At 70.7% G+C, this 25,198-nt stretch carries 21 protein-coding genes, 2 pseudogenes and 2 riboswitches; of the genes and pseudogenes, 16 read left to right on the top strand and 7 right to left on the bottom strand.

Annotated elements, in window-relative coordinates; translation table 11 throughout:
* Window positions 1–269 precede the first annotated feature (269 nt).
* The 5 genes from kdgD to ABZY89_RS26440 all read left to right on the top strand — a co-directional run bounded on the left by kdgD (window position 270) and on the right by ABZY89_RS26440 (window position 5,779).
* Complete coding sequence (gene kdgD / locus ABZY89_RS26460) at window positions 270–1,184, top strand: 5-dehydro-4-deoxyglucarate dehydratase (RefSeq protein ID WP_355232042.1); 915 nt, start codon at window positions 270–272, stop codon at window positions 1,182–1,184.
* A 42-nt stretch (window positions 1,185–1,226) separates the two neighbouring features.
* On the top strand, window positions 1,227–2,720 hold the full coding sequence (locus tag ABZY89_RS26455) for an aldehyde dehydrogenase (NADP(+)) (protein WP_355232040.1): 1,494 nt from the start codon (window positions 1,227–1,229) through the stop codon (window positions 2,718–2,720).
* Window positions 2,717–4,054, top strand: a complete 1,338-nt coding sequence (locus ABZY89_RS26450) for an enolase C-terminal domain-like protein (protein ID WP_355232038.1) — start codon at window positions 2,717–2,719, stop codon at window positions 4,052–4,054. Before ABZY89_RS26455 ends, ABZY89_RS26450 begins: the two co-directional genes overlap by 4 nt.
* 43 nt (window positions 4,055–4,097) lie before the next feature.
* Complete coding sequence (locus ABZY89_RS26445) at window positions 4,098–4,892, top strand: sulfite exporter TauE/SafE family protein (RefSeq protein WP_355232036.1); 795 nt, start codon at window positions 4,098–4,100, stop codon at window positions 4,890–4,892.
* A gap of 62 nt (window positions 4,893–4,954) precedes the next feature.
* Window positions 4,955–5,779: an ion transporter gene (locus tag ABZY89_RS26440; RefSeq protein ID WP_355232034.1), complete on the top strand. Its 825-nt coding sequence runs from the start codon at window positions 4,955–4,957 to the stop codon at window positions 5,777–5,779.
* On the opposite strand, the gene ABZY89_RS26435 is transcribed toward ABZY89_RS26440, so the two are convergent.
* Window positions 5,765–6,931, bottom strand: a complete 1,167-nt coding sequence (locus ABZY89_RS26435) for an ABC transporter substrate-binding protein (protein WP_355232033.1) — start codon at window positions 6,929–6,931, stop codon at window positions 5,765–5,767. The two genes, ABZY89_RS26440 and ABZY89_RS26435, sit on opposite strands and share 15 nt — an antisense overlap.
* A gap of 105 nt (window positions 6,932–7,036) precedes the next feature.
* A riboswitch (cobalamin riboswitch) is annotated at window positions 7,037–7,242 on the top strand.
* A gap of 55 nt (window positions 7,243–7,297) precedes the next feature.
* Between ABZY89_RS26435 and ABZY89_RS26430 the strand changes: the two are divergent.
* The 6 genes and pseudogenes from ABZY89_RS26430 to ABZY89_RS26405 all read left to right on the top strand — a co-directional run.
* Window positions 7,298–7,486: pseudogene (locus ABZY89_RS26430) on the top strand (nitrite reductase); the annotation flags it as partial.
* 645 nt (window positions 7,487–8,131) lie between these two features.
* Complete coding sequence (locus ABZY89_RS26425; RefSeq protein ID WP_355232046.1) at window positions 8,132–8,785, top strand: precorrin-8X methylmutase; 654 nt, start codon at window positions 8,132–8,134, stop codon at window positions 8,783–8,785.
* Entirely contained in the window at window positions 8,782–10,341 is a 1,560-nt protein-coding gene (cobJ, locus tag ABZY89_RS26420) for a precorrin-3B C(17)-methyltransferase (protein ID WP_355232031.1), read from the top strand. The genes ABZY89_RS26425 and cobJ overlap by 4 nt, the downstream gene beginning before the upstream one ends.
* A 115-nt stretch (window positions 10,342–10,456) precedes the next feature.
* On the top strand, window positions 10,457–11,197 hold the full coding sequence (cobM, locus tag ABZY89_RS26415) for a precorrin-4 C(11)-methyltransferase (RefSeq protein WP_355232030.1): 741 nt from the start codon (window positions 10,457–10,459) through the stop codon (window positions 11,195–11,197).
* Window positions 11,197–11,814, top strand: coding sequence for a 5,6-dimethylbenzimidazole synthase (gene bluB, locus ABZY89_RS26410; RefSeq protein WP_355232028.1), 618 nt, complete (start codon window positions 11,197–11,199; stop codon window positions 11,812–11,814). The genes cobM and bluB overlap by 1 nt, the downstream gene beginning before the upstream one ends.
* A 251-nt stretch (window positions 11,815–12,065) precedes the next feature.
* Window positions 12,066–12,272, top strand: a pseudogene (locus tag ABZY89_RS26405) (HAD hydrolase-like protein); the annotation flags it as partial.
* Window positions 12,273–12,332: 60 nt separating this feature from the next.
* Here the strand turns inward: ABZY89_RS26405 and ABZY89_RS26400 are convergent.
* Entirely contained in the window at window positions 12,333–12,953 is a 621-nt protein-coding gene (locus ABZY89_RS26400) for a hypothetical protein (protein WP_355232026.1), read from the bottom strand.
* A gap of 52 nt (window positions 12,954–13,005) precedes the next feature.
* On the opposite strand from ABZY89_RS26400, the gene ABZY89_RS26395 reads away from it, so the two are divergent.
* Window positions 13,006–13,242 (top strand): hypothetical protein, encoded by a 237-nt coding sequence (locus ABZY89_RS26395; protein WP_355232024.1) that lies wholly within the window; start codon window positions 13,006–13,008, stop codon window positions 13,240–13,242.
* Between the two features lie 4 nt (window positions 13,243–13,246).
* Here the strand turns inward: ABZY89_RS26395 and ABZY89_RS26390 are convergent, their stop codons facing one another.
* The 4 genes from ABZY89_RS26390 to ABZY89_RS26375 all read right to left on the bottom strand — a co-directional run bounded on the left by ABZY89_RS26390 (window position 13,247) and on the right by ABZY89_RS26375 (window position 16,740).
* On the bottom strand, window positions 13,247–14,323 hold the full coding sequence (locus ABZY89_RS26390) for a hypothetical protein (RefSeq protein WP_355232022.1): 1,077 nt from the start codon (window positions 14,321–14,323) through the stop codon (window positions 13,247–13,249).
* Window positions 14,324–14,644: 321 nt separating this feature from the next.
* Window positions 14,645–15,265: a hypothetical protein gene (locus ABZY89_RS26385; protein ID WP_355232021.1), complete on the bottom strand. Its 621-nt coding sequence runs from the start codon at window positions 15,263–15,265 to the stop codon at window positions 14,645–14,647.
* A 103-nt stretch (window positions 15,266–15,368) separates the two neighbouring features.
* Window positions 15,369–15,989: a hypothetical protein gene (locus tag ABZY89_RS26380; protein ID WP_355232020.1), complete on the bottom strand. Its 621-nt coding sequence runs from the start codon at window positions 15,987–15,989 to the stop codon at window positions 15,369–15,371.
* Between the two features lie 37 nt (window positions 15,990–16,026).
* Window positions 16,027–16,740 carry a hypothetical protein gene (locus ABZY89_RS26375; RefSeq protein WP_355232018.1) on the bottom strand — a complete coding sequence of 238 codons (714 nt, stop codon included), beginning with the start codon at window positions 16,738–16,740 and terminating at the stop codon, window positions 16,027–16,029.
* Window positions 16,741–17,106: 366 nt separating this feature from the next.
* Between ABZY89_RS26375 and ABZY89_RS26370 the strand changes: the two genes are divergently transcribed.
* Complete coding sequence (locus ABZY89_RS26370; protein ID WP_355232016.1) at window positions 17,107–18,282, top strand: helix-turn-helix domain-containing protein; 1,176 nt, start codon at window positions 17,107–17,109, stop codon at window positions 18,280–18,282.
* 2 nt (window positions 18,283–18,284) lie between these two features.
* On the opposite strand, the gene cbiE is transcribed toward ABZY89_RS26370, so the two are convergent.
* Window positions 18,285–19,469: a precorrin-6y C5,15-methyltransferase (decarboxylating) subunit CbiE gene (gene cbiE / locus ABZY89_RS26365; RefSeq protein ID WP_355232014.1), complete on the bottom strand. Its 1,185-nt coding sequence runs from the start codon at window positions 19,467–19,469 to the stop codon at window positions 18,285–18,287.
* A 62-nt stretch (window positions 19,470–19,531) separates the two neighbouring features.
* Window positions 19,532–19,671, top strand: a riboswitch (cobalamin riboswitch).
* 25 nt (window positions 19,672–19,696) lie between these two features.
* Here cbiE and ABZY89_RS26360 point away from each other — a divergent pair.
* The 3 genes from ABZY89_RS26360 to ABZY89_RS26350 are packed head-to-tail and all read left to right on the top strand — an operon-like array spanning window position 19,697 to window position 25,133.
* Window positions 19,697–21,811 (top strand): VWA domain-containing protein, encoded by a 2,115-nt coding sequence (locus ABZY89_RS26360; RefSeq protein ID WP_355232012.1) that lies wholly within the window; start codon window positions 19,697–19,699, stop codon window positions 21,809–21,811.
* Window positions 21,811–22,425 carry a cob(I)yrinic acid a,c-diamide adenosyltransferase gene (gene cobO, locus ABZY89_RS26355; protein ID WP_355232010.1) on the top strand — a complete coding sequence of 205 codons (615 nt, stop codon included), beginning with the start codon at window positions 21,811–21,813 and terminating at the stop codon, window positions 22,423–22,425. The genes ABZY89_RS26360 and cobO overlap by 1 nt, the downstream gene beginning before the upstream one ends.
* Entirely contained in the window at window positions 22,419–25,133 is a 2,715-nt protein-coding gene (locus ABZY89_RS26350) for a cobyrinate a,c-diamide synthase (RefSeq protein WP_355232008.1), read from the top strand. The genes cobO and ABZY89_RS26350 overlap by 7 nt, the downstream gene beginning before the upstream one ends.
* Window positions 25,134–25,198: the final 65 nt, after the last annotated feature.

Here is a 25,198-nt window from a genome sequence, read left to right as displayed (position 1 = left end):
CGACGGGCCCCGGTGTCAAGGACCGCGAAGCGGCCGGCGAAGCCGGCGGCCGAAGGCCGTCCTTTACTCCGGGGCCCGTCGAGAAGACCCTCCAAACCGGGTCGGCGGCCCCGCCAGCCCCGAAGAACCCGTCAGCGACAAGCGGTCTTCGATGCCCCGACAGCATCACGAGATTCAAATTCGGGCTTGGACAAGCATCATCGAACGTTCATAACGTGATGGTCACCACCTTCCCCCTCAGCACACCCAACATCTGAAGGACGTGACTCGTGACCGAGTACAGCCCGACCGACCTGGCCGCCCAGCTCAAGAGCGGGCTTCTCTCGTTCCCGGTCACCCACTTCACCGAGGACCTCCAGGTCGACGAGGAGGGCTACCGCAAGCACCTGAGCTGGCTGGCGGAGTACCCGGTGGCCGGGCTCTTCGCGGCCGGCGGCACGGGGGAGGGCTTCTCGCTGAACGCGGAGGAGACCGACCAGGTCGTACGTGCCGCTGTTGACGAGGTCGCGGGCGCGGTGCCGGTGCTGGCGCCGGCGACGGGCAGCACGGCCAACGCGGTCGCGCAGGCGAAGGCGGCGGAGGCCGCGGGTGCCGACGGGATCCTGCTGATGCCGCCGTACCTCACCGAGGCCGGGCAGGCAGGGCTCGTCGAGCATGCCAGCCGCGTGTGTGAGGCGACCGGGCTCGGCGTGATCGTCTACAGCCGCGCCAACGCGGTGCTGCGCGACGAGGCCGTCGACCAGCTCGCCGAGCGCAACCCGACGCTGATCGGCTTCAAGGACGGCGTCGGCAACATCGAGCAGATGACGCGTACCTATGCCCGGGTCGGCGACCGGCTGATCTACATCGGTGGCCTGCCCACGGCGGAGACGTTCGCGCTGCCGCTGCTCCAGCTCGGCGTGAGCACGTACTCCTCGGCGCTGTTCAACTTCGCGCCGAAGTGGGCGATCGAGTTCTACGATGCCGTACGTGCCCAGGATCGTGACGAGGTCTACCGTCGTCTCAACGAGTTCGTGATCCCCTACCTCGACATCCGCGATCGCACGGCCGGCTACGCCGTGTCGATCGTCAAGGGTGGTCTGACCGCGATCGGCCGGCCCGCCGGGCCGGTCCGCCCGCCGCTGACCGACCTGCGCGAGGACGAGATCGACGAGCTGCGCGAGCTGATCGCCCGGATCGCCTGACGCCGATCCGCCCCTGAGAGACCGACCCGATAGGAAGGGAACATGAGCTACCGCTCGATCATCGCCGGAGCCGACTCCGAGCAGCCCGACGTCACCGCCGCCACCAGCGCCGCGGCCGAGGCCTTCGCCGGCTACCGCGCCACATCCCCCGAGGCCCGGGCGGACTTCCTCGAAGCCGTCGCCGCCGAGATCGAGGCCGCCCGCGCCGAGATCGTCGAGGCCGCTGTGGCCGAGTCGCACCTGCCCGAGGGCCGGATCAGCGGCGAGGTCGGCCGCACCACCGGCCAGCTCCGGATGTTCGCCGGCGTCGTGCGGCGCGGTGACCACCTGGGCGTACGCATCGACCCGGCGCTCCCGGACCGGACCCCGCTCCCGCGGTCCGACATCCGTCAGCGCCAGATCGCGCTGGGCCCGGTGGCGGTCTTCGGCGCCAGCAACTTCCCGCTCGCCTTCTCCACCGCAGGCGGCGACACCGCCTCGGCGCTGGCCGCGGGCTGCCCCGTGGTCGTCAAGGGCCACCCTGCCCACCCGCTCACCGGCTACCTGGTCGCCCAGGCCATCACCCGCGCGGTCGAGAAGGCCGGGCTGCACGCCGGCACCTTCTCCTTCCTCCTCGACACAGACTTCAAGGGCGGCATCGAGCTCGGCCAGGCCCTGGTCGTCGACCCGCGGATCAAGGCGGTCGGCTTCACCGGCTCCCGAGGCGGCGGGCTGGCGATCGTCGCTGCCGCAGCGGCCCGCCCCGAGCCGATCCCGGTCTACGCCGAGATGTCCTCGATCAACCCCGTCGTCGTCCTCCCCGGGGCGCTAGACGGCGACGTCGACGCGCTCGCCAAGGCGTACGTCGGCTCGCTGACCCTCGGCTCCGGCCAGTTCTGCACCAACCCCGGCCTGCTCTTCCTCCCGAAGAGCGAGGCGGGCGACGCCTTCCTGGCCGCCGCCGGCCGCGCCACGGCCGAGGCCGTCGGCGCGACCATGCTGACCTCCGGCATCGCCGCCGCCTACGAGAAGGGCACCGCCGCGCTCCGTGCCACCGACGGTGTCGCCGTCGTCGGCGAGGGCACCGCCGGGGACACCGACGCCCCCGCGCCCCAGATCGTCGAGGCCGCCCGTCTTGCCGGCGTGACCGACGAGGTCTTCGGCGCCTCCGGCGTCGTGGTCCGCTACGACACCGTCGAGGAGCTGCTGCCCAGCCTGGACTCCCTCGAGGGCCAGCTCACCGCGACGGTCCACGCCACCGACGCCGACAACGAGGCGGCCGCGCAGGTCGTCTCCGCGCTCGAGCTCAAGGCCGGGCGGATCCTCTTCAACGGCTGGCCCACGGGCGTCGAGGTCGGCCACGCGATGGTCCACGGCGGCCCGTACCCGGCCACCTCCGACTCCCGCACCACCTCGGTCGGCAGCCTCGCGATCGAGCGCTTCCAGCGCCCGGTCGCCTACCAGGACGTACCGGCCGCGATCCTCCCGGAGGCCGTACGCGACGACAACCCGTGGCACCTCGCCCGCCGGATCGACGGCGAGCTGCAGCTGCCATGAACACCACGACCACTGTGCCCACCATTGGCAAGGTCGAGGTCGTCCCGGTCGCGGGCCATGACTCGATGCTGCTCAACCTCAGCGGTGCGCACGCGCCGTTCTTCACCCGCAACATCGCGATCCTCACCGACTCCGAGGGACGCGAGGGTGTCGGCGAGGTCCCCGGCGGTGAGCCGATCCGGCGCACCATCGAAGAGGCCGCCGAGCTGCTCGTGGGGCAGCCGGTCACCCGCTATCGCAGCCTGCTCCGGCAGGTCGCGGAGCGGTTCGCCGACCGCGACGCCGGCGGCCGCGGAGCCCAGACCTTCGACCTGCGTACGACGGTCCACGCCGTCACCGCGCTGGAGTCCGCGCTCCTCGATCTCGCAGGCCAGGAGCAGGGTGTGCCGGTCGCCGAGCTGCTCGGCGACGGGCAGCAGCGCGACTCGGTGCCGATGCTCGGCTACCTCTTCTACGTCGGCGACCCCGACAAGACCGACCTGCCCTATCTCCGCGAGCCCGACGGCGCGGACGACTGGGACCGCGTCAGGCGAGAGGTCGCGCTGACCCCCGAGGCGGTCGTACGTCTCGCCGAGGCCGCTCAGGCCCGCTACGGCTTCGCCGACTTCAAGCTCAAGGGCGGCGTCCTCGCCGGTGAGGAGGAGGTCGCCGCGGTGACCGCCCTCCACGAGCGCTTCCCCGACGCCCGGATCACCCTTGACCCCAACGGCGGCTGGCTGCTCGCCGACGCGGTCCGGCTGCTGGGCGGCAAGGACGACGTGCTCGCGTACGCCGAGGACCCCTGCGGCGCCGAGGGCGGCTACTCGGGCCGCGAGATCATGGCCGAGTTCAAGCGCGCCACCGGGCTGCGTACCGCGACCAACATGATCGCGACCGACTGGCGCCAGATGGCCCACGCGATCCGCACCAACGCCGTCGACATCCCGCTGGCCGACCCGCACTTCTGGACCATGTCCGGCTCCGTCCGCGTCGCCCAGATGTGCCACGACTTCGGGCTGACCTGGGGCTCCCACTCCAACAACCACTTCGACGTCTCGCTGGCCATGTTCACCCACGTCGGCGCCGCCGCACCGGGGAAGATCACCGCGCTTGACACCCACTGGATCTGGCAGGACGGCCAGGGGCTGACCGAGTCGCCGCTGGAGATCCGCGACGGTGCCGTCGCGGTGCCGGCTGCCCCGGGTCTCGGGATCCGGCTCGACCGCGACCGGGTCGCGGCCGCTCACGAGCTCTACCTCGAGCACGGGCTCGGCGTACGCGACGACGGCGTCGCCATGCAGTACCTGGTGTCGGGGTGGACCTTCGATCCCAAGCGCCCGTGCCTGGTTCGTTGACCGCCCTGATGCCCGCCCTGATGCCCGCCCTGATGACAACCCGGTGAGCGCCGAGCTCGCCTGGCTCCTGCTCGCCGGCATCGGTGCGGGACTGACTGGCTCGGTGGCCGGTCTCGCCTCGCTGGTCAGCTACCCCTCCCTGCTGGCCGCGGGGCTGCCGCCGGTCGTCGCCAACGTCACCAACACGGTGGCCATGTTCGGCGTCACCGGCGGCACCGTCGCGGGTTCGCGTCGCGAGCTGCGCGGCCAGGGCAGAAGGATCGCCTGGCTGGCCCTGGCCTCCTTCCTCGGCGGCGCGGTCGGCGCGGCCCTGCTGCTCACCACGCCGGCCGAGGCGTTCGAGACCGTGGTGCCCTGGCTCGTCGGCGGTGGGGCGGTGCTCCTGCTGCTCCGCGACCGGATCCGGTCCTGGGCAGCTGCCCGCGCGGCCGCGCGGCCGCCGCGGCAGGACTCCTCAACAGGTGTCGAGGGGCGACGTACGCTCGCCCGCGGGTTCGGCTGGGGCGTCATCGTGTTCGTGCTCGGCATCTACGGCGGCTACTTCGGCGCCGGCGTCGGGATCATCGCGCTGGCCGTTCTGGTGCTCGAGCGCACCGAGGCCCTGGCGATCACCAACGCGGTCAAGAACGTCGCCACCGGCGTCGCCAACGGCACCGCGGCGATCGCGTACGTCTTCTTCGCTCCCGTGGACTGGCCCGCCGCGATCGCCCTCGGAGCGGGTGCCGTGATCGGCGGCTTCCTGGGGCCGGCGATCGTCCGGGTCGCCCCCGAGCGCCCACTGCGCTGGCTGGTCGGTCTGGCCGGGCTCGGGCTCGCGCTGCACCTGGCCACAACCTGACGCGCCGAGTCGGCCCGATAGGCTCCGGCCGCTGTCACGGGTCACAGGAGGACATCGCGAGCATGGGTTCGAGCAACATCTCGGTGCGCGCCCGGGTGCGTGCGCTGGTCGAGGACGACCTCTTCCAGAAGACGATCATCGGGGTGATCATCCTCAACGCGGTGGTCCTCGGTGTGGAGACGATGGTCCCCGAACACCTCGCCCATGAGCTGGCGCTGCTCGACAGCGTGCTCCTCGGGGTCTTCGTCGTCGAGCTGGTGCTGCGGCTGGTGGCGTACGGCTCCAAGTTCTTCCGCGACCCGTGGAACATCTTCGACACCGTGATCGTCGCGATCGCGCTGGTGCCGGCGACCGGACCGATGTCGGTGCTGCGGGCACTGCGGATCCTGCGCGTGCTGCGCCTGGTCAACTCGGTCCCGTCCATGCGTCGCGTCGTAGACGGCCTGATCGCGGCGATGCCGGGGATGGGGTCGGTCGCGGCGCTGCTGGGGCTGATGATGTACGTCGCGGTGGTCATCTCGACCAACCTCTACGGCTCGATCGCGCCGGAGTACTTCGGCGACCTCGGCACCAGCGCCTTCACGCTGTTCCAGACCATGACCGGGGAGGCCTGGCCCGACATCGCCCGCGAGGTGATGGCCGAGGACCCCTCCGCCTGGATCTTCTTCGTCGTCTTCATCCTGGTGATGACCTTCGCGGTCCTCAACCTGTTCCTCGCCGTGGTCGTCTCCGGCATGGAGAGCGTCGAGAGCCTCACCAAACACGAGGAGGAGTCCGACGCCGAGATGATGGCCATCCTCACCTCGTTGCGCGAGGACCTCACCGCCGTACGCGAGGAGCTGGCCGCGACCCGGGAGGAGCTGCGTTCGGAGTCAGCTGCCCGCTGAGGTGATCTCCTGCAGCACGACGTTGCGGGGGCCGTCGGCGGTGCCCTTGACCACCCGCAGGAAGTAGGGCTGGTCGGGGTTGTGGTTGGGGTCGAAAGACCAGTTCCCGCGCGGGCTGACGATGGTGCCGACCGACCCGAGCGAGTCGGCGATCTCGTTGCGGTTGACGTCGTCGGAGAGGTCGAGCGCCTTGTCGAGCGCGGCCGCGGCGTCGTAGGCCTGCACCGAGTAGACCGTCGGGGTGGCGTCGTACGCCTTGCGGTAGTCCTTCACGAAGGCGTCGTTCATCAGCGAGTCCATCGCGTCGCTGTAGTGCAGCGCGGTGCGTACGCCGGACGCGGTGCTGCCCAGCGCCGACAGCACGTCGCCCTCGGTGAGGAAGCCCGGGCCGTAGAGCCTGGTGCTCTTGGCCAGCCCGGACTCGCGGTACTGCTTCACGAACGCCTCCGCCTCCTTGCCGGCATAGGCGGCGAAGATCGCGTCCGCGCCCGACTCCTTCGCCTTGTCGAAGAGCCCCGACCACTCCTCGGTCACGCCGGCCGGGGTGTAGCTCTGACCCGCCACGCTGCTGCCGGCCGCCTCCAGGGCGATCATGAAGCTGTCGGAGAACTCGTGACCGGCCGCGTCGTCGGAGCCGATGACGTACGCCGTGCCTCGGTCGGTCTCCTGGGCGACCGCCTGCCCGAGCGCGCCGCCCAGGTCCGCGTTGGTCGAGGACGTGCGCCACACGTAGTCGGAGCCGTCGGCGAGCTCGTCGGCGCCGGCGCCGGTCACGATCAGCGGCGTCTCGCTGTTGGTCGCGACGTCCTTGGCCGCGAGCGCCGTCTCCGAGCTCACCAACCCGACGACCGCCTGGACCTCGTCGTCCTGGATCAGCCTGGTCACCGCGGCGACACCCGTCTCGGCCCGGTCGCCCTCGTCGGCCTCGACGACGTCGATCAGCCGGCCACCGAGCTTCCCGCCGTGCTGGTCGAGGTAGAGGTCGAAGCCCCGGGACATGTCGGTGCCGATCGACTTGTGGACGCCGGAGGTGGGCACCACCAGACCGATCGAGACCTTCGACTCCGAGGTCGTGGCGCAGGCCGTCAAACCGAGCGCGAGCGCCGGGATGGGCGCGAGAACGAACAACTGCCGGTGAGCCGAGCCTGTCACGGGGGACTCCATCTGTGGGGGTGTGGCGTCGGGAGATTTCGAGTAGCCGAACATTGGCACAAACAGGGGCCGGGCGGTGAGCAATTCGGCGCCGTGTCCGCAAGTGGGTAGTCTCGCCCTGCCAGTCGTACTCCATGCCTGATGGGGTCAGGGAACCCGGTGAAAGTCCGGGACTGACGCGCAGCGGTGAGGATGACGGGCGGGGCACGCCCTCCTTCCGGGGATGGCAGCCACTGGAGCCTGGCTCCGGGAAGGCGCTCCGTTCCGATCGATTCCGAGTCCGAAGACCTGCTGGCTCTGGCGGCACCCGCCGCCAGGTCACCACGTGCCCCGCGCAAGGGCACATGACGCAGAGCAGGTGTCCTGATGTCGCGAGTCCGAACCGACCGGTGCCCCGGAGTCGGTCGTCCGTGGGCCGCCGAGGACGGCCTGCTGGTGCGGCTGCGCCTGATCGGCGGGTCCGTCTCGTCCGCCGCGCTGCTCTCGCTGTTCTCCGTGGCGGAGACCTACGGCGACGGGCGGATCTATCTCACCGGTCGCGCCAACCTGCAGGTGCGCGGCCTGCCCAGTGTCGACGGCGGGCTGCCTGGTGAGGTGCTCACCGCGCTGAAGGCGACCGGTCTGGTGCCGGCGCAGACCCACGAGCTCGTACGCAACGTGATGGTCTCCCCGCAGACCGGGCTCGCCGGGGGACGTGCCGACCTGCGCGGCGTCGCGGCGTCGCTGGACCGGCTGCTGTGTGCCTCGCCGCGGCTGGCCGCGTTGCCGGGGCGGTTCCTCTTCGTGCTCGACGACGGTCGCGGCGACCTGGTCTCGCGGGAGTGCGACCTCGGGCTGGTGGCGCTGTCCGCCGTCGAGGGTCAGCTCCGGGTCGGTGACTCGTGGGGGCCTGTCGTACCGCTCACCGAGGCCGCGTCCCGGCTGGTCGCGCTCGCTTCGCGCTTCCTGGACGTACGCGGCGAGGGGCCGTCCGCGCCCTGGCATGTCTCCGAGCTGGACGCACCGATGGTCGAGCCGGTCGCGGCCGACGACCGGGTCCCGGCCGAGGCCGAGGGGCTCGGCTACGGGCAGGTGCCCGGTGGCGAGCACGTCGCCGCCCCGGACGGAGCCCTGGACCGGGCCGCGGTCTCTGCCCTGGCGGAACGAGCGCCGGCGGTCGTCGTGACACCGTGGCGCGGCGTACTCGTGCCCTCGCCGCAGGTGCGCCCTCCTCGGCGCTACGACTACATCGACCAGGGGCCGGCGATCTACGTCGACTCCTTCGCGACCATCCGGCGCGAGGCCGACCTCTCCGCGGTGCCGGCCGACGCCGAGCGGCTCGCGGTGCGGATGATCCACGGCAGCGGCCAGGTCGATCTCGCCTCCGACCTGGTCATCCACCCCGGCCTGGTGAAGGCCGCGCGCGGGGCGCTGGAGGCCGGTGCGCCGATCCTGTGCGACGCGACGATGGTCGCCACCGGGGTCACCCGCAGCCGGCTGCCGCGCGACAACGAGGTGCTCTGCATGCTCGGTGACGACCGGGTCCCGGCGCTCGCCCGGGAGTGGGCGACGACCCGCACCGCCGCCGCGCTGTCCCTGTGGGAGCCCTACCTCGAGGGTGCGGTGGTCGCCATCGGCAACGCCCCGACGGCGCTCTTCCACCTGCTCGAGATGATCCTCGACGGCGGTCCGCGGCCGGCCGCGATCGTCGGCTGCCCGGTGGGCTTCATCGGCGCCGCCGAGTCCAAGGAGGCGCTCGCCGCCTTCGCCGACGAGCACGGGATCGACATCCCCTTCGTCACGGTCCGGGGCCGCCGCGGCGGCTCCGCGATGACGTCCTCCGCCCTCAACGCACTCGCCCAGGAGCAGGAATGAGCACGGATGTACGCGGGCGGTTCACTGTTGTCGGCATCGGTCCCGGCGATCCCGAGCTGATCACCCTCAAGGCTGCCCGGCTGATCGGCGCGGCCCCCGTGATCGCCTACCACGCAGGGGTGCGCAAGCAGTCGCACGCTCGCAGGATCGCGTCCTCGCTGATCCCTGCGGAGGCGATCGAGGAGGAGCTGCGCTACCCGGTCACCACCGGCACCACCTCGCACCCGGGCGGCTATGTCGGGGCGATGGCCGAGTTCTACGAGTCCTGCGCGGTCCGGCTCTCCGCTCACCTCGACGCCGGGCGCGACGTGGTCCTGCTCGCCGAGGGCGACCCGCTCTTCTACGGCTCCTCGATGTATCTCCACGACCGCTTCAAGGAGGTCTACGAGACCTCGGTCGTGCCCGGGGTGCCCGCCTTCGCGGCCGCCACCGCTGCCGTCTCGACGCCGCTGGTGCGCCAGACCGACGTCCTCACCGTCCTGCCCGGCACCCTGCCCGAGCCGGAGCTCGCCCGTCGCCTGGCCGACACCGAGGCCGCGATCATCATGAAGCTCGGCCGGACCTTCCCCGCAGTCCGTTCCGCGCTCGCTGCTGCCGGGCGACTCGAGGGTGCCTGGTACGTCGAGCGTGCCTCGCAGCCCGAGGAGCGCTGGCTGCCGGTGGCCGACGTCGACCCGTCCTCCGTGCCGTACTTCTCCCTCATCGTGGTGCCTGGAGACACGGCTCCTGCACCTGCCGCGGCACGGCTGCGGCAAGAGCTCCCCGCGGTCGAGCCTGTCGAGGTGACGCGCGGGGGCGTCTCGACGGGCTCGACCTCCGGGGACACCGGGGAGGTTCTCGTCGTCGGGCTGGGGCCGGGACCGGATGGGTGGCTGACGCCCGAGGTGAGCTCGGCGCTGGCCGAGGTCGGCCATGTCGTCGGCTACGCGCCGTACGTCAACCGGGTGCCGCAACGCGAAGGCCTGCAGCGGCACGCCTCGGGCAACACGGTCGAGGTCGACCGCGCCCGGCACGCCCTGGACCTTGCGCTCGCGGGAGAGCGGGTCGCCGTCGTCTCCGGCGGTGACGCCGGTGTCTTCGGGATGGCCTCGGCCGTCTTCGAGGCGGCCGAGGACGCGGCCTATGCCGACGTACGCATCCGGGTGCTGCCCGGGGTCAGCGCCGTCCAGGCGGTGGCCGCACGCGCCGGCGCGCCGGTCGGTGCCGACTTCGCGGTGATGTCCCTCTCGGACCGGCTCAAGCCGTGGTCCGTCGTCGAGGACCGGCTGCGCGCGGTCGCCGCCGCCGACCTCGTGCTGGCCATCTACAACCCTGCCTCGCGCTCGCGCACCGAGCAGATCGGGTTGGCCCGCGACGTACTCCTCGAGCAGCGCAAGCCCGACACCGTCGTCATCGTCGGCCGGGACATCGGCCGGGCCGAGGAGTCGCTGACCGTGACCACCCTCGGCGACCTCGATCCGGCCTCGATCGACATGAAGTGCCTGGTCATCGTGGGGGCTAGCTCGACCCGGGTCACCGAGGCCGGGCAGGTCTGGACGCCGAGGTATGTCCGATGAGGGGCTGTTCCTTCGTCAAGGTATGCAGCCGAAAGCTCACATCCCCGGCGGAGCTCCGCGAGGGATGTGCACCTTGCCCCGCATACCTTGACCAAGGAACCGAGAGGCGACCCCGATGACCGTCCACTTCGTCGGCGCCGGCCCCGGCGCGGCCGACCTGCTCACCGTCCGCGCGACGAGGATGCTCGCGGCCGCTGACGTGGTGCTCTATCCGGGCACCTACCTGGACCCCGAGGTGTTGGCGCACTGCAGCCCCGAGGCCGAGCTGGTCGACACCCAGAAGCTCGACCTGGACCAGATCGTGGCCGCGATCGTCGCTGCCCATCGCGGCGGCAAGCAGGTCGTACGCCTCGTCTCCGGAGACCCGTCGGTCTACTCGGCCGTCGCGGAGCAGACCCGGCGGCTCGATGCCGCCGAGGTGCCGTGGGACGTGACCCCCGGAGTGCCGGCCTACGCGGCGGCGGCCGCGCTGGTGGGCCGGGAGCTGACAGTGCCGCTGGTGGCGCAGTCGGTCGTGCTCACCCGGACGCAGGCCCGGTCGACGGCCATGCCGGACGGGGAGTCCCTGGCCGCGTACGCCGCGACCGGCGCAACCCTCGTGCTCCACCTGGCGATCCGGCGCACCCGCGAGCTGATGGCCGAGCTGCTGCCCTACTACGGTCCGCAGTGCCCGGTCGTGGTCGTCTACCGCGCCAGCCAGCCCGACGAGCTGGTGCTGCGCGGGACCGTCTCGACGATCGCCGACGCCGTCGAGGACGCCGGCCTGCGACAGGCCGCGGTGATCCTCGCCGGGCCCGCGCTGGCCCGTGACGGAGGCGAGTCGTTCCTCTACGACGCAGCCAGGGAGCGTGCCTGATGGACCTCTACGACGCCATCAACCGCCGCCGGGACACGCGCGCCGAGTTCACCGGAGAGCCGGTCGACCCCGAGGTGCTCGAGCGGGTCCTCTCGGCCGCGCACGCCGCCCCGAGCGTCGGAATGACCCAGCCGTGGGACTTCGTGCTGGTGCGATCGGCCGAGACGCTGCGTACGTTCCGCGAGCATGTCGCCACCGAGCGAGAGGTCTTCGCCTCCTCGCTGGCGGGGGAGCGCTCCGAGACCTTCTCGAAGATCAAGATCGAGGGGATCTGCGAGTCCGGGCTCGGCGTGGTCGTCGGCTACGACCCGACTCGCGGCGGCTCGGCGGTCCTCGGCCGCCACGCCATCGCCGACGCCGGTCTCTACTCGACCGTCCTCGCCATCCAGAACCTCTGGCTCGCCGCCACCGCCGAAGGCCTCGGCGTCGGCTGGGTCAGCTTCTACCGCGAGGAGTTCCTGCGCGACCTGGTCGGCCTGCCCGACCACGTACGTCCCGTCGCCTGGCTCTGCGTCGGCGCCGTCGCCGACCTCCCCGACGTCCCCGACCTGGAGCGTTTCGGCTGGCGCCACCGCTCCGCGCTCTCGACGGTGGTGCACGAGGAGAGGTTCGGGTAGTCGCCCGGATCAAGGTGCGAAGGCCCGTCTTACACCACTTTAGGCCGTAAAGTGGCGTAAGGGCGGACTGTGAGCCACGGTCTCCTGCGCACGGCGTACTCCTGCGCACGGCGTACTCCTGCGCACGGCGTACTCCTGCGCACGGCGTAGTCGACGTGCTCGCCGAGCTGTCGCAGTACGTCCGGATGGCCATCGTGACGACGGCTAAGCGGGCCGACTTCGACCTCATCCATCCCTAGCCGCACCCGGAGCCGTACCTGGCCGGGCTGAAGCGGTTCGGCGCGCCCCAGGACGAGATTCTCGTCGTCGAGGACTCGTCCCGAGGTCTCGCCTCGGCCGTCGCCGCGGGCATCGACTGTGCGGTCGTACGCAACAGCTTCACCGCGACCCAGGACCTCTCGCGGGCAACTCATCGGATCGACGCCTTGGCCGAGCTCGCGAGCATCGTCCGCGGGTAGTGCTCTCGAGCCACTGTGATCGGGGAAGCTCGGCCCGTGGGTGGTGCGTGTGACGGGCGATCACGGATTCGTGATCGTCAGACCGGTGATGGTCCAGCTGCCGCTCATGCTGACGGTGTGACCCTGCTCGAAGCCGAGGATCGGGCAGATGAAGCCTGTCGGGGTGTCGGTGACGACCAGGGAGGACCCGGTTGACGTGAACACCCCGGTCGCGTCATCGAAGACGCCGCTCACCTCACCGGCGATGTTGAACGCGCAGTCGGCGGCCTGGACGAACAGCGCCACGTTGGTGAATGCGGCGGGCGAGACCGAGCCGACCTCGGGTCCTGTGATGGCGAACTGCCAGGCACCGATGGGGTCGAAGGTGGAATCGCCGATGATCGGGTTGGTGCAGCCGCCATGGACGACTTGGCTCCACGTCGTAGCGGGTGCCCCGAAGAGCCTGCTCGCGCCCGCATTGGGAATGGTCCCGGACATGTCGAAGTTCTCGCAGATGAACGTCTGGCCGGCTTCAACGAAGGTGAAGTCGACGTAATCGCCGGAGAGATCGACCACAGGTCCGCCATGTGGTGTGTACGCGTCGACATCGGCCTGCGCCGGCGAGGACGTCGCTACGACGATTGCTATTGCGAGTGCCCCGGCCGCAAGAGCGGTGAGCGCCCGACTGACGAGGTTCTTCATGGCTCTCCCTGGAGGTGTGGGGCTGATACCGAGAGGTTCACGCAATGGCCGCGTGAGGAACGGCGACGTGCAGCCCGAGGGCGTTGTCGGCTGGGTCAGCTGCTACCGCGACGAGTTCCTGCTCTTCCTGGTCGGCCTGCCCGACCACGTACGCCCCGTCGCCTGGCTCTGCGTCGGTCAGGTCGACGGCGTACCCGAGGTCCCCGACCTGGAGCGCTTCGGCTGGCGCCACCGCTCCGCCCTCTCCTCGGTGATCCATGAGGAGAGGTACGCAGCGGTGGCACCGTGATCGGTCACTGACCCTCGCCGTCCGGGAGCGGCGGCATCGGCGGCACCTCCGGGCCGGGCAGTGGGCACACGGGGCGGGTCGGTGACCCGCCGCACTTGCTGAGGTCTTCCAAGGGAATCCGGTTCCAGGCGATCAGACCGCCTTGGAGTGCCCGCACCGGGTTGTTCGGGCCCGAAGCCATCGCACTCACCAGCGGACTGAGGTCATCACCGCTGGTGCCGCAGTTCGCGAAGGGCGGGATATCGATACCTGTGGACGCGGGGATCGTGCGCCCGTTGTCCTCGAAGTAGTAGGGGTCGTTCAGCGGGCCACGTGACCCTGGGTGCAATCCGTCGAAAGCTGCCAGGTAGCCGCCGCTTCCGGGGGCGTACGGGCGACCGGCGCTGGCGTCCCCCCACAGGTAGAGATCGATTGGACGGTTCGTCCGGCAGTTCGGACCGAGTTCGACCGGCACACCATCGACCGTGAGGTCGCTGAGACGGATGTTGATCTTCCCCTCCACCAAGGCTGACGCTCCTGGTATGTCGGCGGGGATGTTGGTGCACCCCCTATTCCTGGAGCGGGCCCACGAGTGGCTCATCAGCGGCTGGATCTTCCCATTGACCCGCGGGACAGAGATCGTCAGCGTCGCGGTAGCCGGGATGGCCCCAAAGGTGATCAGATTGATCTTCTCCTTGGTGAGAATCCCCACCTCGGCGCCACCGCCCTCCAGAGGCTTCAGCGGATACAGCGGGGTGCGAAAATAAGACGTCACCCACTGGGTGGCCGGATCTTCTGTTGCACACGACGGCTGGTAGAAGGGGTCGGGGATGCAGTGAGGAATCCTGACTGAGTTGCAGGTGGCCAAGTACCGGGTCGGGTTCTCGAGAGGGTCGTTCAACTCCCCGAAGTACAAGCCGCCCCAGATCTGCTGTGAGGTGATGGACATCTTCGCGCGCCGTGCGACCGCGTGCTGCGAATTGGTGACGATGCCCTCGGTCTGGCTGATCGATAGCCTAGGGGGGAGGTCGTCGAACCCTGGCAGGCCCTCGGCCGGGTCGTCTGAGATCAATGCCTTCAGCTCCGGCGTCGGAGCCTTCACGCTGCTAGGGGAGGCGCTCGATGGGTCTCCCGCGGGCTCGCTCCCGGCCGGGCTCGTGGCGAGGGCTAAAGAGGTCGCGGCTAGCAGGAGGACGCCGGCGACAACTCGACCGGTGCGTGCTCCGGCTCGGAGGTGAGGGATGCGCATGAAGAGTTCCTCAGGTGGTCGGGTCCGGCGAGGACCGTACGGTTGTTCGGCATCAGTCAAGGCGAAGAACGTGGCGAGTGATACAGAAGAACGAAACGAAGGCTTCGAGTCGAGGAAACTTGTCACGCAGGTGACAAGTTTCCTCGACCGGTCGGCGGCGACGGCGTCGGACAATCACGGGTTGCTGATCGTCAGACCGGTGACCAGCCAGGAACCACTGACGCTGATGCCGTCACCCTGCGCGAATCCGACGAGTGGGCACAAGAGCCCTGCTGGATCGTCGACGATTGTCAGAGTCGACCCCGTGGGCGTGAAGACGCCGGTGGCGTCGTCGAAGTCGCCACCCACCGCACCGGCGATGTTGAGGGAGCAGCCGGGCATCTCGACGAATATCGCCACGTCGTTGATCGCGGCGGGCGAGATCGAGCCGGCCTCGGGTCCGGTGATCGCGAATCCCCAGGCGCCAATCTGGTCGAACGTGGTGTCGCCGAAGATCGGGTTGAAGCAACCTCTGTATACGAGTTGGTCCCAGGTTGTCGCGGTCGTCCCGAAGGGTCTACTGAGATCGGGGTTTTGGAGAGAGCCGGACAGGTCGAACTGCTCGCATGTGAACGTCTGCCCGGTTTCATCGTCGGTGAAATCGATGTCGTCGCCGACAAAGATGACGTTGGGTCGGCCGTGCGGGGTGTAGGTGTCGGCGGCTGCTTGTGCTGGCCATGACATCGCCAAGATGGTCAAGATGGTAAGTGCTGCGGCGCCGGTACCGGTGATGCCTCGGTTGATGACGCTCTTCACGACACGTCTACTTAGGGTGATGGGAAGGGGACATCGCCAGGGCCTGCGTGAGCGGTTGTTGGCCACCCACACAGGCCCTGGCGGATCGGTCAGCGCTGGTCGATCACGGGTTGGTGATCGTCAGCCCGGGGGCGGTCCAGGTCCCAGCCACGGTGACGTCTTGTCCCTGGTCGACACCGATGATCGGGCACAGGAAGCCGGACGGGATGTCCGTGATGGTCAGCGTGGAGGCGTTCGGCGTGAACACTCCGGTGGAGTCGTTGAAGGTTCCGCCGACCGTGCCCCCGACGTTGAAGGAGCAGCCGGCCGCCTCGACGAACGCGGTCACGTCGTAGAGTTCGGCGGGCGAGACCGAGCCGGCCTCCGGACCCGTGATCCGAACACGCCAGACACCGGTCGGGTCGACCGTGGTGTCACCCGCGGTGTCGTTCCAGCATCCGCTGGACGCGAGCTGGTCCAGCACGCCGGCCTCCGCCCCGAAAGCCCTGTTCACGCCGGGGTTGGTGATCGTGCCGATCAGGTCAAACTGGGAACAGGTCAGCGTCTGGCCGGCCTGGACCGCGGTGAAGGACACGTTGTTGCCGGTGAAGGTGACGCCCGGCCCGCCGTTCGGGGTGTAGCCGTCGAGGGCCGCCTGAGCAGGCGACGACATGGCGGCCACGGTGGCGGTGGCGAGCGCGCCGGCGGCGAGTCCGGTGAGCATGCGGCTGATGATCTTCCTCATTGTGTTACTCCTAGTTTCTTGGTGGGTTTCGAGACGCTCAGGCGGTGCCTGCGCGAGCGTTGGAGATGTTCAATTCGAGGGTGTTGTCGGTGCCCGGCACCAGGGTGTTGATCGGGATGGAGCCGAACCACGGGAAGAAGCCGGGGATGTCGAAGAAGTTCAGCGCGGCACACCCGGTGAAGCTCCCGATCGTGTAGGTGGAGGTGACCCGTCCGCCGCCATTGACGGTGAAGAACTCACCCTCAGGAGTGCTGGCGGTGATGGTGACCGGTTCGGCGGTGTGGCAGCGGCTGCCGACAGCCAATGGCCACCAGATGCCGAACACCTTGGCCTCGACGTCGCTCAGCTGGATGTCGTAGGCGACCGTCGAGGTGAGCGTCGACTTGCCCAGTTGGCTGGTGGGCACGATGGCGCCGGACAGTGACCCGACCTGGGTCATGGTGACCTTGGCCCGGGCCGGGATCCCGAAGATGTCGAAGCTCATCGTCTGGGTCGGGATGGCGAGGGATCCCCCGACGATGTGGCCGTTGGTGGTGTCGATGACCGACTTGAGCACCGAGGGCCCGATGGCCATCGACGAGTCGACCTGCGCACCGATGTGCGTCGTACCGACGGCGTCGTAGTCGACCTTGAGGGTCGGGTTCTCGACGGCTTGGGCAGCGGGTGCCCCCGTGAGCAGCGCGGTGGCCACGAGTGCGGCGAATGCCGTGGCGACCCACGTGCGGTGACGGGGTGGAGGCTTGGTTCTCACGTTTTCCCCTTGCGGTCCGGGATGGATGACGCCACCCATTGATGCGGCCGCTGCCGAGGGCTGGCAACCGCGATGTCGCCGCGAGGTCGGGGATCCCGCCAAAACTGTCAGGTTGGTGACAACTTCGACCCAGCACGGAAAAGTTGTGAGGGCCGTCACAACTTTTCAGGGTTATCCGGGCGCGAGCCTCTGCCGCTCTGGACGAGGGGTCCGGCCGAGCCCTTCACTGCAGGGGATGTCGTCCCTCGCGCGGCTCCCCAGGTCGCAGCGCAGCGAGGGACGGATGCGGAGGAGAGTTGCGTGACGACGAGGACACGACCGACTACGGATACGTTCACGGGCCCGATCCCGAGAAGGCCCCGCCCGATGCTGCGAATCGACCTTTCGCCGCCGCCCGACGCGATCGCTCGGGAGATCGTGGTGGCCTACCGGCCCCGGGCCCGTGACCTGTCTCGCCGCATCGCCGGACGCATCTGCCGCGAGGTGGCCGCGTTCGGCGATCCACGGGTGCACGACGTCATCGAGGAGGCACTGGGCGAGGCGGTCTCCCTGTTCGTCGACGCGATGGCCGGCGCACCCGTACGTGGGGCGACCGTGGCCCACATCTATCGACGTCTGGGCAGCTTGGAGGGGAGGGCCGGCCACAACCTCGATGCGATGCGAGCGGCACACCACATCGCGACGCAGGAGTTCTGGCGGGAGATGTCGAAGATCGCCGGCGAGCTGGAGCTGCCGCTGGCGTCGGTGAGCTACCTCGCCGAGGCACTCATGGACTACCAGCACCAGCTCCTCGAGCACGCCATGCGGGGCTTCGCCGAGCCCGCTCCGCCGATCGATCCCCGGCTGCCGCTCTTCGCGGCGCTCGTCGGCGACGTACGAGCGGGCGACCTGCGTGCTCTGGCCGGCCGTGCCGGCTGGGCCATCACCGATCGGGTGGCCGTGGCGGTGATTCCGGGTGGACCGGTCTCCGCCCACCTCGGCGCGCCCACGGCACGTCTGCTCGCCGGTTCGAGCGAGGGTGCCATGGTCGTGATCGGGGCCTCGGGCGAGGTACAGCTTCGGGCCAAAGCGGTGGTCGCTGAGACGAGCCGCCCGGTCGCGGTCACCTGGGAGGTACGACTCGACGACACCCGCCACGCCGTTCGGTGGGGCATGCGGGCCCTGGCCCTGGTCGCCGAGCAGGTCATCCGCGCTTCTGAGGACGGCATCGTGTGGTGTGCCGCGCACCAGTCGGAGCTGTGCCTGCACGCCGACCCGATGCTGCGCCGGTTCGCCGACGAACAGCTGCTGGCGCCGCTCATGGAGGAGACTCCGAAACGGCGCCTGGCGCTCGCCGAGACCATGTTGGTCTGGCTGCGTACCCGCCCCAGCGCCCCCGTCGTCGCCGAGCACCTCATGGTCCACGAGCAGACCGTGCGCCACCGGCTCAGGCGCATCAAGGAACTATTCGGCGACCGCCTCAGCGACCCGTCAGAGACCGTCGGGCTTCTCGCGGCCCTCGAGTCGACCACCCCGCGCTGGCGCCGCGACCTCGCCGGCTGATCTCACCCGATGGAGTGGGTCCACTGTGTGACCGACCTGGCCGGGGCCCAACCGGTGAAGGTGCCGATCGGGGCGGAGGTCTCGACCGCGATCCGGGTGAGCTCTCCGCCGTGTGCCTGGTAGGCGGTGGCGAGGAGCTGCTCGGTCTCCAGGGTGACGCCGTGGACGACGATGCGGCCGCCGGGGCGGAGGGCTCGCAGACAGGCGTCGAGTACGCCGGGGCGGGTCGCGCCGCCGCCGATGAAGATCGCGTCGGGGGTGGGGAGGTCGGCCAGGGCATCGGGGGCGCGGCCCTCGACGACGGTCAGGCCGGTTACGCCGAGTCGGGACGCGTTCCGTGCGATCCGGGCCGCCCGCTCTGGGCTGGCCTCGATCGCCGTCGTGGTGCAGGTGGGGTGGGTGCGCATCCACTCGATGCCTACCGAGCCTGCGCCTGCGCCGACGTCCCACAGGTGCTGCCCCGGGACCGGGGCGAGGCGGGCCAGCGCCGAGGCCCGAAGGTCGCGCTTGGTCAGCTGGCCGTCGTTCTCGAAGGCGTCGTCGGGGAGGCCGGCAGCCCAGCCGAAGAGCGGTGCGCCTACGCACTCGATCGCCACGATGTTGAGGCGCGGCACCTCCCCTTCCCACGCCGAGGCGGTCGCGGTCCGCGTGCTCTCGGTCTCCGCGCCGAGCTCGCCCAGGACGGTCATCCTCGAGGCTCCGAAACCTGTGGTGACCAGCAGGTTCGCGACCTGTTCGGGAGTGGACTCGTCCGAGGAGAGCGCGAGGATCCGGCGGCCGGGAGCGAGCTCGCGCGCGACCAGCGACACGTCGCGGCCGACGAGGCTGACGACCACGCAGGACTCGGCGGCCCAGCCCATCCGGGCGCGGGCGAGGGCGACGGAGGAGACGGCCGGTTCGATGCGTACGTTCTCTCGACCGAGAAGCGAGATCAGGGTGGTCCCGATGCCGGATACGAGCGGGTCGCCCGAGGCCAGGGCGACCGCTTCCCCGAGGCCGTCGAGGAGCGCCGGGAGGCCCTCGCGCAGCGGTGATGGCCAGGGCTCGCGCCGCTGGCCGGGCACGTCCGGGACCAGGTCGAGATGGCGCTTCCCGCCGAGGAGGACGGCGGACTCCCGGATCAGCTGCTGGTGACGTACGGGGATCTCGTCCCAACCTCCGGCACCGATGCCCACCACGACGATCATGAGGCCAGACGCTACAGTGGCCGCTCAGGCGCGAGGTGCCCCGACTGCCCAGTCATCGGCTCTGTCACAGGAGCTGGTGAGGACGGTGGGAAGGGAGAATCTGGGAAGCCGGTGAGAATCCGGCACAGGCCCGCTGCGGTGAACGAGCCCCTTCGTGGGGACTCGACAAGTCCGAAGACCGGCCCCGCGTCCATCCAATCCAAGCGATAGGGAGCGGGAGCCTCTCCATGCCGGTTCATTACCCATTTTCTGCCGTCCTCGGCTGCCAGGCCGATGACCTCGACGACATGGGCCTCGCGCTCGTGCTCACCACCATCTCCCCGGAGATCGGCGGCGTCCTGGTCCGTGGCGAGAAGGGGACCGCGAAGTCGACGGCCGTACGCGGTCTGGCGGCCGTGCTGCCCTCGATCTCGGTCTACGCCGGGGATCGGTTCTCGATCGACCCGGCCGACCCGTCCGCGGAGTCGCCTGACGGGCCCTTCGGGTCCGCCGCCGTCGAGGAGAGCAGGCCCGTGCGCCTGGTCGAGCTCCCGGTAGGGGCGACCGAGGACCGGGTCGTCGGCTCGCTCCACCTGGAGAGCGCGCTGTCGCGCGGCGCGGTCGAGTTCGAGCCGGGGCTGCTCGCGCGGGCGCACCGCGGCCTGCTCTACGTCGACGAGGTCAACCTGCTCCACGACCACCTCGTCGACCTGCTGCTGGACGCGGCGGCGATGGGCCGGGTCAGCGTCGAGCGGGACGGCGTCTCGGTCGAGCACGCCGCCCGGTTCGTGCTGATCGGCACGATGAACCCCGAGGAGGGCGAGCTGCGCCCGCAGCTCCTGGACCGCTTCGGGCTTACGGTCGAGGTCGCCGCGCCCCGGGATCCGGCGCTGCGCGCCGAGGTCGTACGCCGCCGGATGGCCTTCGACCTGGACGCTCCTGCGTTCGTCGAGCGCTATGTGGCCGCCGAGCGCGATCTGACCGCTCAGATCTCTGCTGCTCGTGCGCTCGTCGGGAAGGTTCGGCTCACCGCGCCCGGGCTGCTCAAGATCGCCGAGGTCTGCGCGGCGTTCGAGGTCGACGGGCTGCGCGCCGACATCGTCACCGCCCGCACCGCGGTCGCGCACGCGGCCTGGGCCGGTCGCTCCGAGGTCACCCGCGAAGACATCCGCCGGGCTGCTCTGCTGGCGCTCCCGCACCGCCGCCGTCGCAACCCCTTCGACGCTCCCGGGCTCGACGAGGACCTGCTCGACCGCATCCTCGGCGACGAGGAGCTGCCGCCCGAGCCGCCGGAGGGCGGGCCTTCGGATGACTCGGGGGACAACTCGGGCGCCGAAGGTGACGGTGTTGGTCTCGACACGCCTCCGCCTAGCGGCTCCGGTGGCTCGACCGACGGGGACAGCTCGACCGACGGAGAACCCCCGCTGGTTGAGCCCGCGAGCGAAGCGAGCGGTGTCGAAACCAACACGGCCGACAACGCACCCGACCAGCCACAGGCTCCTTCCGGTGCCGCACCCGAGTCCGTCACTGCCGCTGCCCCGGCGTACCGCCCCCGCCTCCTGACCGTAACCGGCTTGGGCACTGGCCGCACCGGCGGCCGGAGCAAGGCGATCGGGAGCAGCGGCCGCCGGATCGGCGCGAGCGTCAGCACCCGCGGCTCGCTCCACCTCGTCGAGACCCTCAAGGCGGCCGCGGGCAAGCAGGGCGCCCGAGACCGTACGTCGGCGAAGGTCGAGCTGCGGATCGAGGACCTCCGCACCGCGGTCCGTGAGGGCCGGGAGGCCAACCTGGTCCTCTTCTGCGTGGACGCGTCCGGGTCGATGGCCGCGCGCAAGCGGATGGCGCAGGTCAAGGCTGCCGTCCTCTCGCTGCTGCTCGACGCCTACCGGCGCCGTGACAAGGTCGGGATGATCACCTTCCGGGGTGAGAGCGCCGAGCTGGTGCTGCCGCCGACGGGGTCGGTCGACCTCGCTGCGGCACGTCTCGACGAGGTGCCCGCCGGAGGACGTACGCCGCTGGCCGAAGGCCTCCTCGAGGCCGCCCGTGTGCTCCAGCGCGAGCACCTGCGCGACCCCGATCTGCGGCCGCTGCTGGTGGTCGTCACTGATGGTCGCGCCAACTCCAAGACCCACGGCAAGGAGGCGGTCCGGCGCTCGCAGCAGGCCGCCGCGTACGTCGCGGGACTCGGCGTCACCACCGTCGTCATCGACTCCGAGAGCGGGCCGATGCGGCTCGGGCTGGCCCGCCAGCTGGCCGAGCACCTGGGCGCCGAGCACGTGCCGGTCGCCGAGGTGAGCGCCGAGGCGCTGACCTCCACCGTCCACGGGTTCACCGGATCCACCATGGGAAGGGGCGCTGCCTGATGCCGAAGGGACAGCCGCTGAACGTACCCGACGACGGGCTCACCACCCGCCAGCGTCGCAACCGGCCGCTGGTGATAGTCCACACCGGTCCCGGCAAGGGGAAGTCGACCGCCGCCTTCGGGCTCGCGCTGCGGGGCTGGAACCAGGGCTGGCGGATCGGGGTCTTCCAGTTCGTGAAGTCGGCCAAGTGGCGCATCGGCGAGCAGACCGTGCTCGAGCGCCTCGGGAAGCTGCACGAGGAGACCGGCGAGGGCGGGCCGGTCGACTGGCACAAGATGGGTTCCGGCTGGTCCTGGAGCCGCAAGCAGGGTGACGCCGAGGACCACGCCGCGGACGCCGCCGAAGGCTGGGCCGAGATCAAGCGGTGCCTGGCCGCGGAGACGTACGACCTGCTCGTCCTCGACGAGTTCACCTACCCGATCAAGTGGGGCTGGGTCGACGCCGCCGAGGTCGCCGCCGTGCTCTCCGAGCGGCCGGGGCGGCAGCACGTCGTGATCACCGGTCGCGACGCCGACCCCGCCCTGCTCGAGGTCGCGGACCTGGTCACCGAGATGACCAAGATCAAGCACCCGATGGACGCCGGCCAGAAGGGCCAGCGGGGCATCGAATGGTGACCCTTCCCCGGCTGGTGGTCGCTGCTCCCTCGACCGGCTCGGGGAAGACGACCATCGCCACCGGGTTGATGGCTGCACTGCGCTCGGCCGGGCACGAGGTCAGCGGTCACAAGGTCGGGCCGGACTACATCGACCCGGGCTACCACGCGCTCGCCACCGGGCGTCCGGGCCGCAACCTCGACCCGCACCTGGTGGGGGAGTCGCGGGTCGTACCGCTGCTTCTCCATGGCGCCGCCGGGGCTGACGTGGCGGTCATCGAGGGCGTCATGGGCCTCTATGACGGCCGCCTCGGCACCGACGGCTTCGCCTCCACCGCCCACGTCGCGGAGCTGACCTCCTCGCCGGTGGTCCTGGTCCTCGACGTCGCCCGGATGTCCCGCTCCGCTGCCGCGATCGCCGCCGGGATGGCGGCCTTCGACCCGTCCGTACGCATCGGGGGAGTGGTGCTCAACCGCTGCTCCCCGGGCCGCAACGCCGAGGAGATCCGGCGCGCCCTGGAGCAGGTCGGGCTGCCCGTGCTCGGCATGCTCCCGCGCGACGAGTCGCTCGCTTCCCCGTCGCGCCACCTGGGTCTCGTCCCGGTCGCCGAGCGTGACGAGTCGGTCGCTCTGATCGAGCGGCTGGGGGAGCAGGTCGCCGCCCACCTGGACCTCGATGCGCTCCTCGACCTTGCCCGCTCGGCGCCCGCCCTCGCCGCAGACCCCTGGGACCCGGCCGAGGCGTTGGAGGCGGTTGCGACGTCTACGCGAAGTCAGAGCCGTCCGGTGGTGGCGGTTGCCGGCGGGCGCGCCTTCACCTTCCGCTATCCCGAGACCGAGGAGCTCCTGGCGGCTGCCGGATGCGAGGTCGTCGCCTTCGATCCGTTGACCGACCCCACGCTCCCGGCCGGCACCCAGGGGATCTACCTCGGAGGCGGCTTTCCCGAGGTGTACGCCGCCGACCTCGCCGCCAACACGAGCCTCCTCCGCGACCTCCGCGGTGCGGTCGCGACCGGGGTGCCGACAGTCGCCGAGTGCGCGGGACTCCTCTATCTGGCCGAGTCCCTCGACGGCGTACCGATGGCCGGCGCCATCCCCGCCCACGCCGCCATGAGTGAGCGACTGACCCTGCGCTACCCGGTAGCCACCGCCGCCTCCGACTCCCTCCTCACCCGCGCCGGCGAGCAGGTCACCGGCCACGAGTTCCACCGCACCACGACGACCCCTCCCGCTGGGACCCAGCCCGCCTGGTCGATCGAGACGGCACTTCCGTCGGCCGAGACGGCACCTACGTCGGCCGAGACGGCACCTACGTCGGCCGAGACGGCACCTACGTCGGCCGAGACGTCAGTTTTGGACGACGAGAGTCGAGTTTCGCGAGCCGCAACGGCCAACTCAGGCGCCGGAACTGCCAACTCGGCCGACGCAAGTGCCAACTCGGCCGACCCAACTGACGTCTCGGCCTCCACAAGTGCCGTCTCGGCAGGCGGGGGTGACGGTTCGGGGCTGGTGGGGTTTGCGTCGGGCACGCTGCATGCGTCGTACCTTCATGTGCATTGGGCCGGTCATCCGAAGCTGGCGGCGCGGTTTGCGGCGGCGGTTCATGGTGCGTCGCCGCACTTTCCCGCCATGGCGGGGAAAGGCGGCGCGGTGAGCGCCGGTTTGGCCGCAGAATCCCGCCATGGCGGGGAAATGCCCGCCGCTGCGGACGGCCCGCTGACGGATCCGCTGCGGCACCACGGGGACGTCGAGGTGGGGGAGGGGCTGCTCGACTTCGCGGTGAACGTCTACCCGGACCCGAGGCCGGAGTGGCTGGACCAGGCGCTCCACGAGTCGCTGGCGTCGGCGGCCTACCCCGACGAGGAGCCGGCGCGGGCGGCGCTGGCCAAGCACCACGGCCGCGAGCGTGCCGAGGCGCTCCCGACGGCGGGCGCGGCGGAGGCATTCACGCTCGTCGCCCGGGCGCGCCCCTGGCGGAACCCTGTCGTCGTCCACCCCCAGTTCACCGAGCCCCACGCGGCGCTCGAGCAGGCCGGCCACACGGTCACCGAGGTACGCCTCCGGGCCGAGGACGGGTTCGCCCTCGACCCCGCGGCCGTGCCCGAGGACGCGGACCTGGTCGTCGTCGGCAACCCGACCAACCCCACCGGTGTGCTCCACCCCGCCGCCACCCTCCGCGCCCTCCTCCGTCCCGGCCGGCTGGTCGTGGTCGACGAGGCGTTCATGGACGCGGTCCCTGGGGAGCCCGAGACCCTCACCGGACACCGCGAGGACGGCCTCCTGGTCATCCGGAGCCTGACGAAGCACTGGTCGATTCCCGGCGTACGCGCGGGCTACGTCGTCGGCGACGCCGCCGCGATCAGCGACCTGGAGGCGGTGCGTACGCCGTGGTCGGTCTCGGCCACCGCCGCCACCGCGATGCTCGCCTGCGCCACCGAGCGCGCGAGTGCCGAGGCCCGTGAGCGTGCCGAGCGGATCGCCACCTGGCGCGACCATCTCGAGGCCGGTCTGCGGGACCAGCAGATCGAGTACGTCCCCTCGGCCGCCTCCTTCGTGCTCGCCCGCCCCGGCGCCGGAGTCCGCGAGACCCTGCGTGAGCAGGGCATCGCCGTACGCCGCGCCGACACCTTCCCTGGCCTCGGCCCGGACTGGGTGCGGATCGCGGTACGCCCCGAGGGCCCGACCAACGAGATCCTGGACGCGCTCAGCCGACTGCGGGTGGACGGTTGAGCGGCGGACTGGCCGCGGCACTTTCCCGCCATGGCGGGAAAGTGGGGGGCTGCGGTCGGCAAAGC

Source organism: Nocardioides sp. NPDC006303 (assembly GCF_040613175.1).
In the GTDB taxonomy this organism is placed as follows: domain Bacteria; phylum Actinomycetota; class Actinomycetes; order Propionibacteriales; family Nocardioidaceae; genus Nocardioides.
Note: the sequence above shows the minus strand (reverse complement) of the source record. Positions and strands in the feature narration are given on the sequence as shown.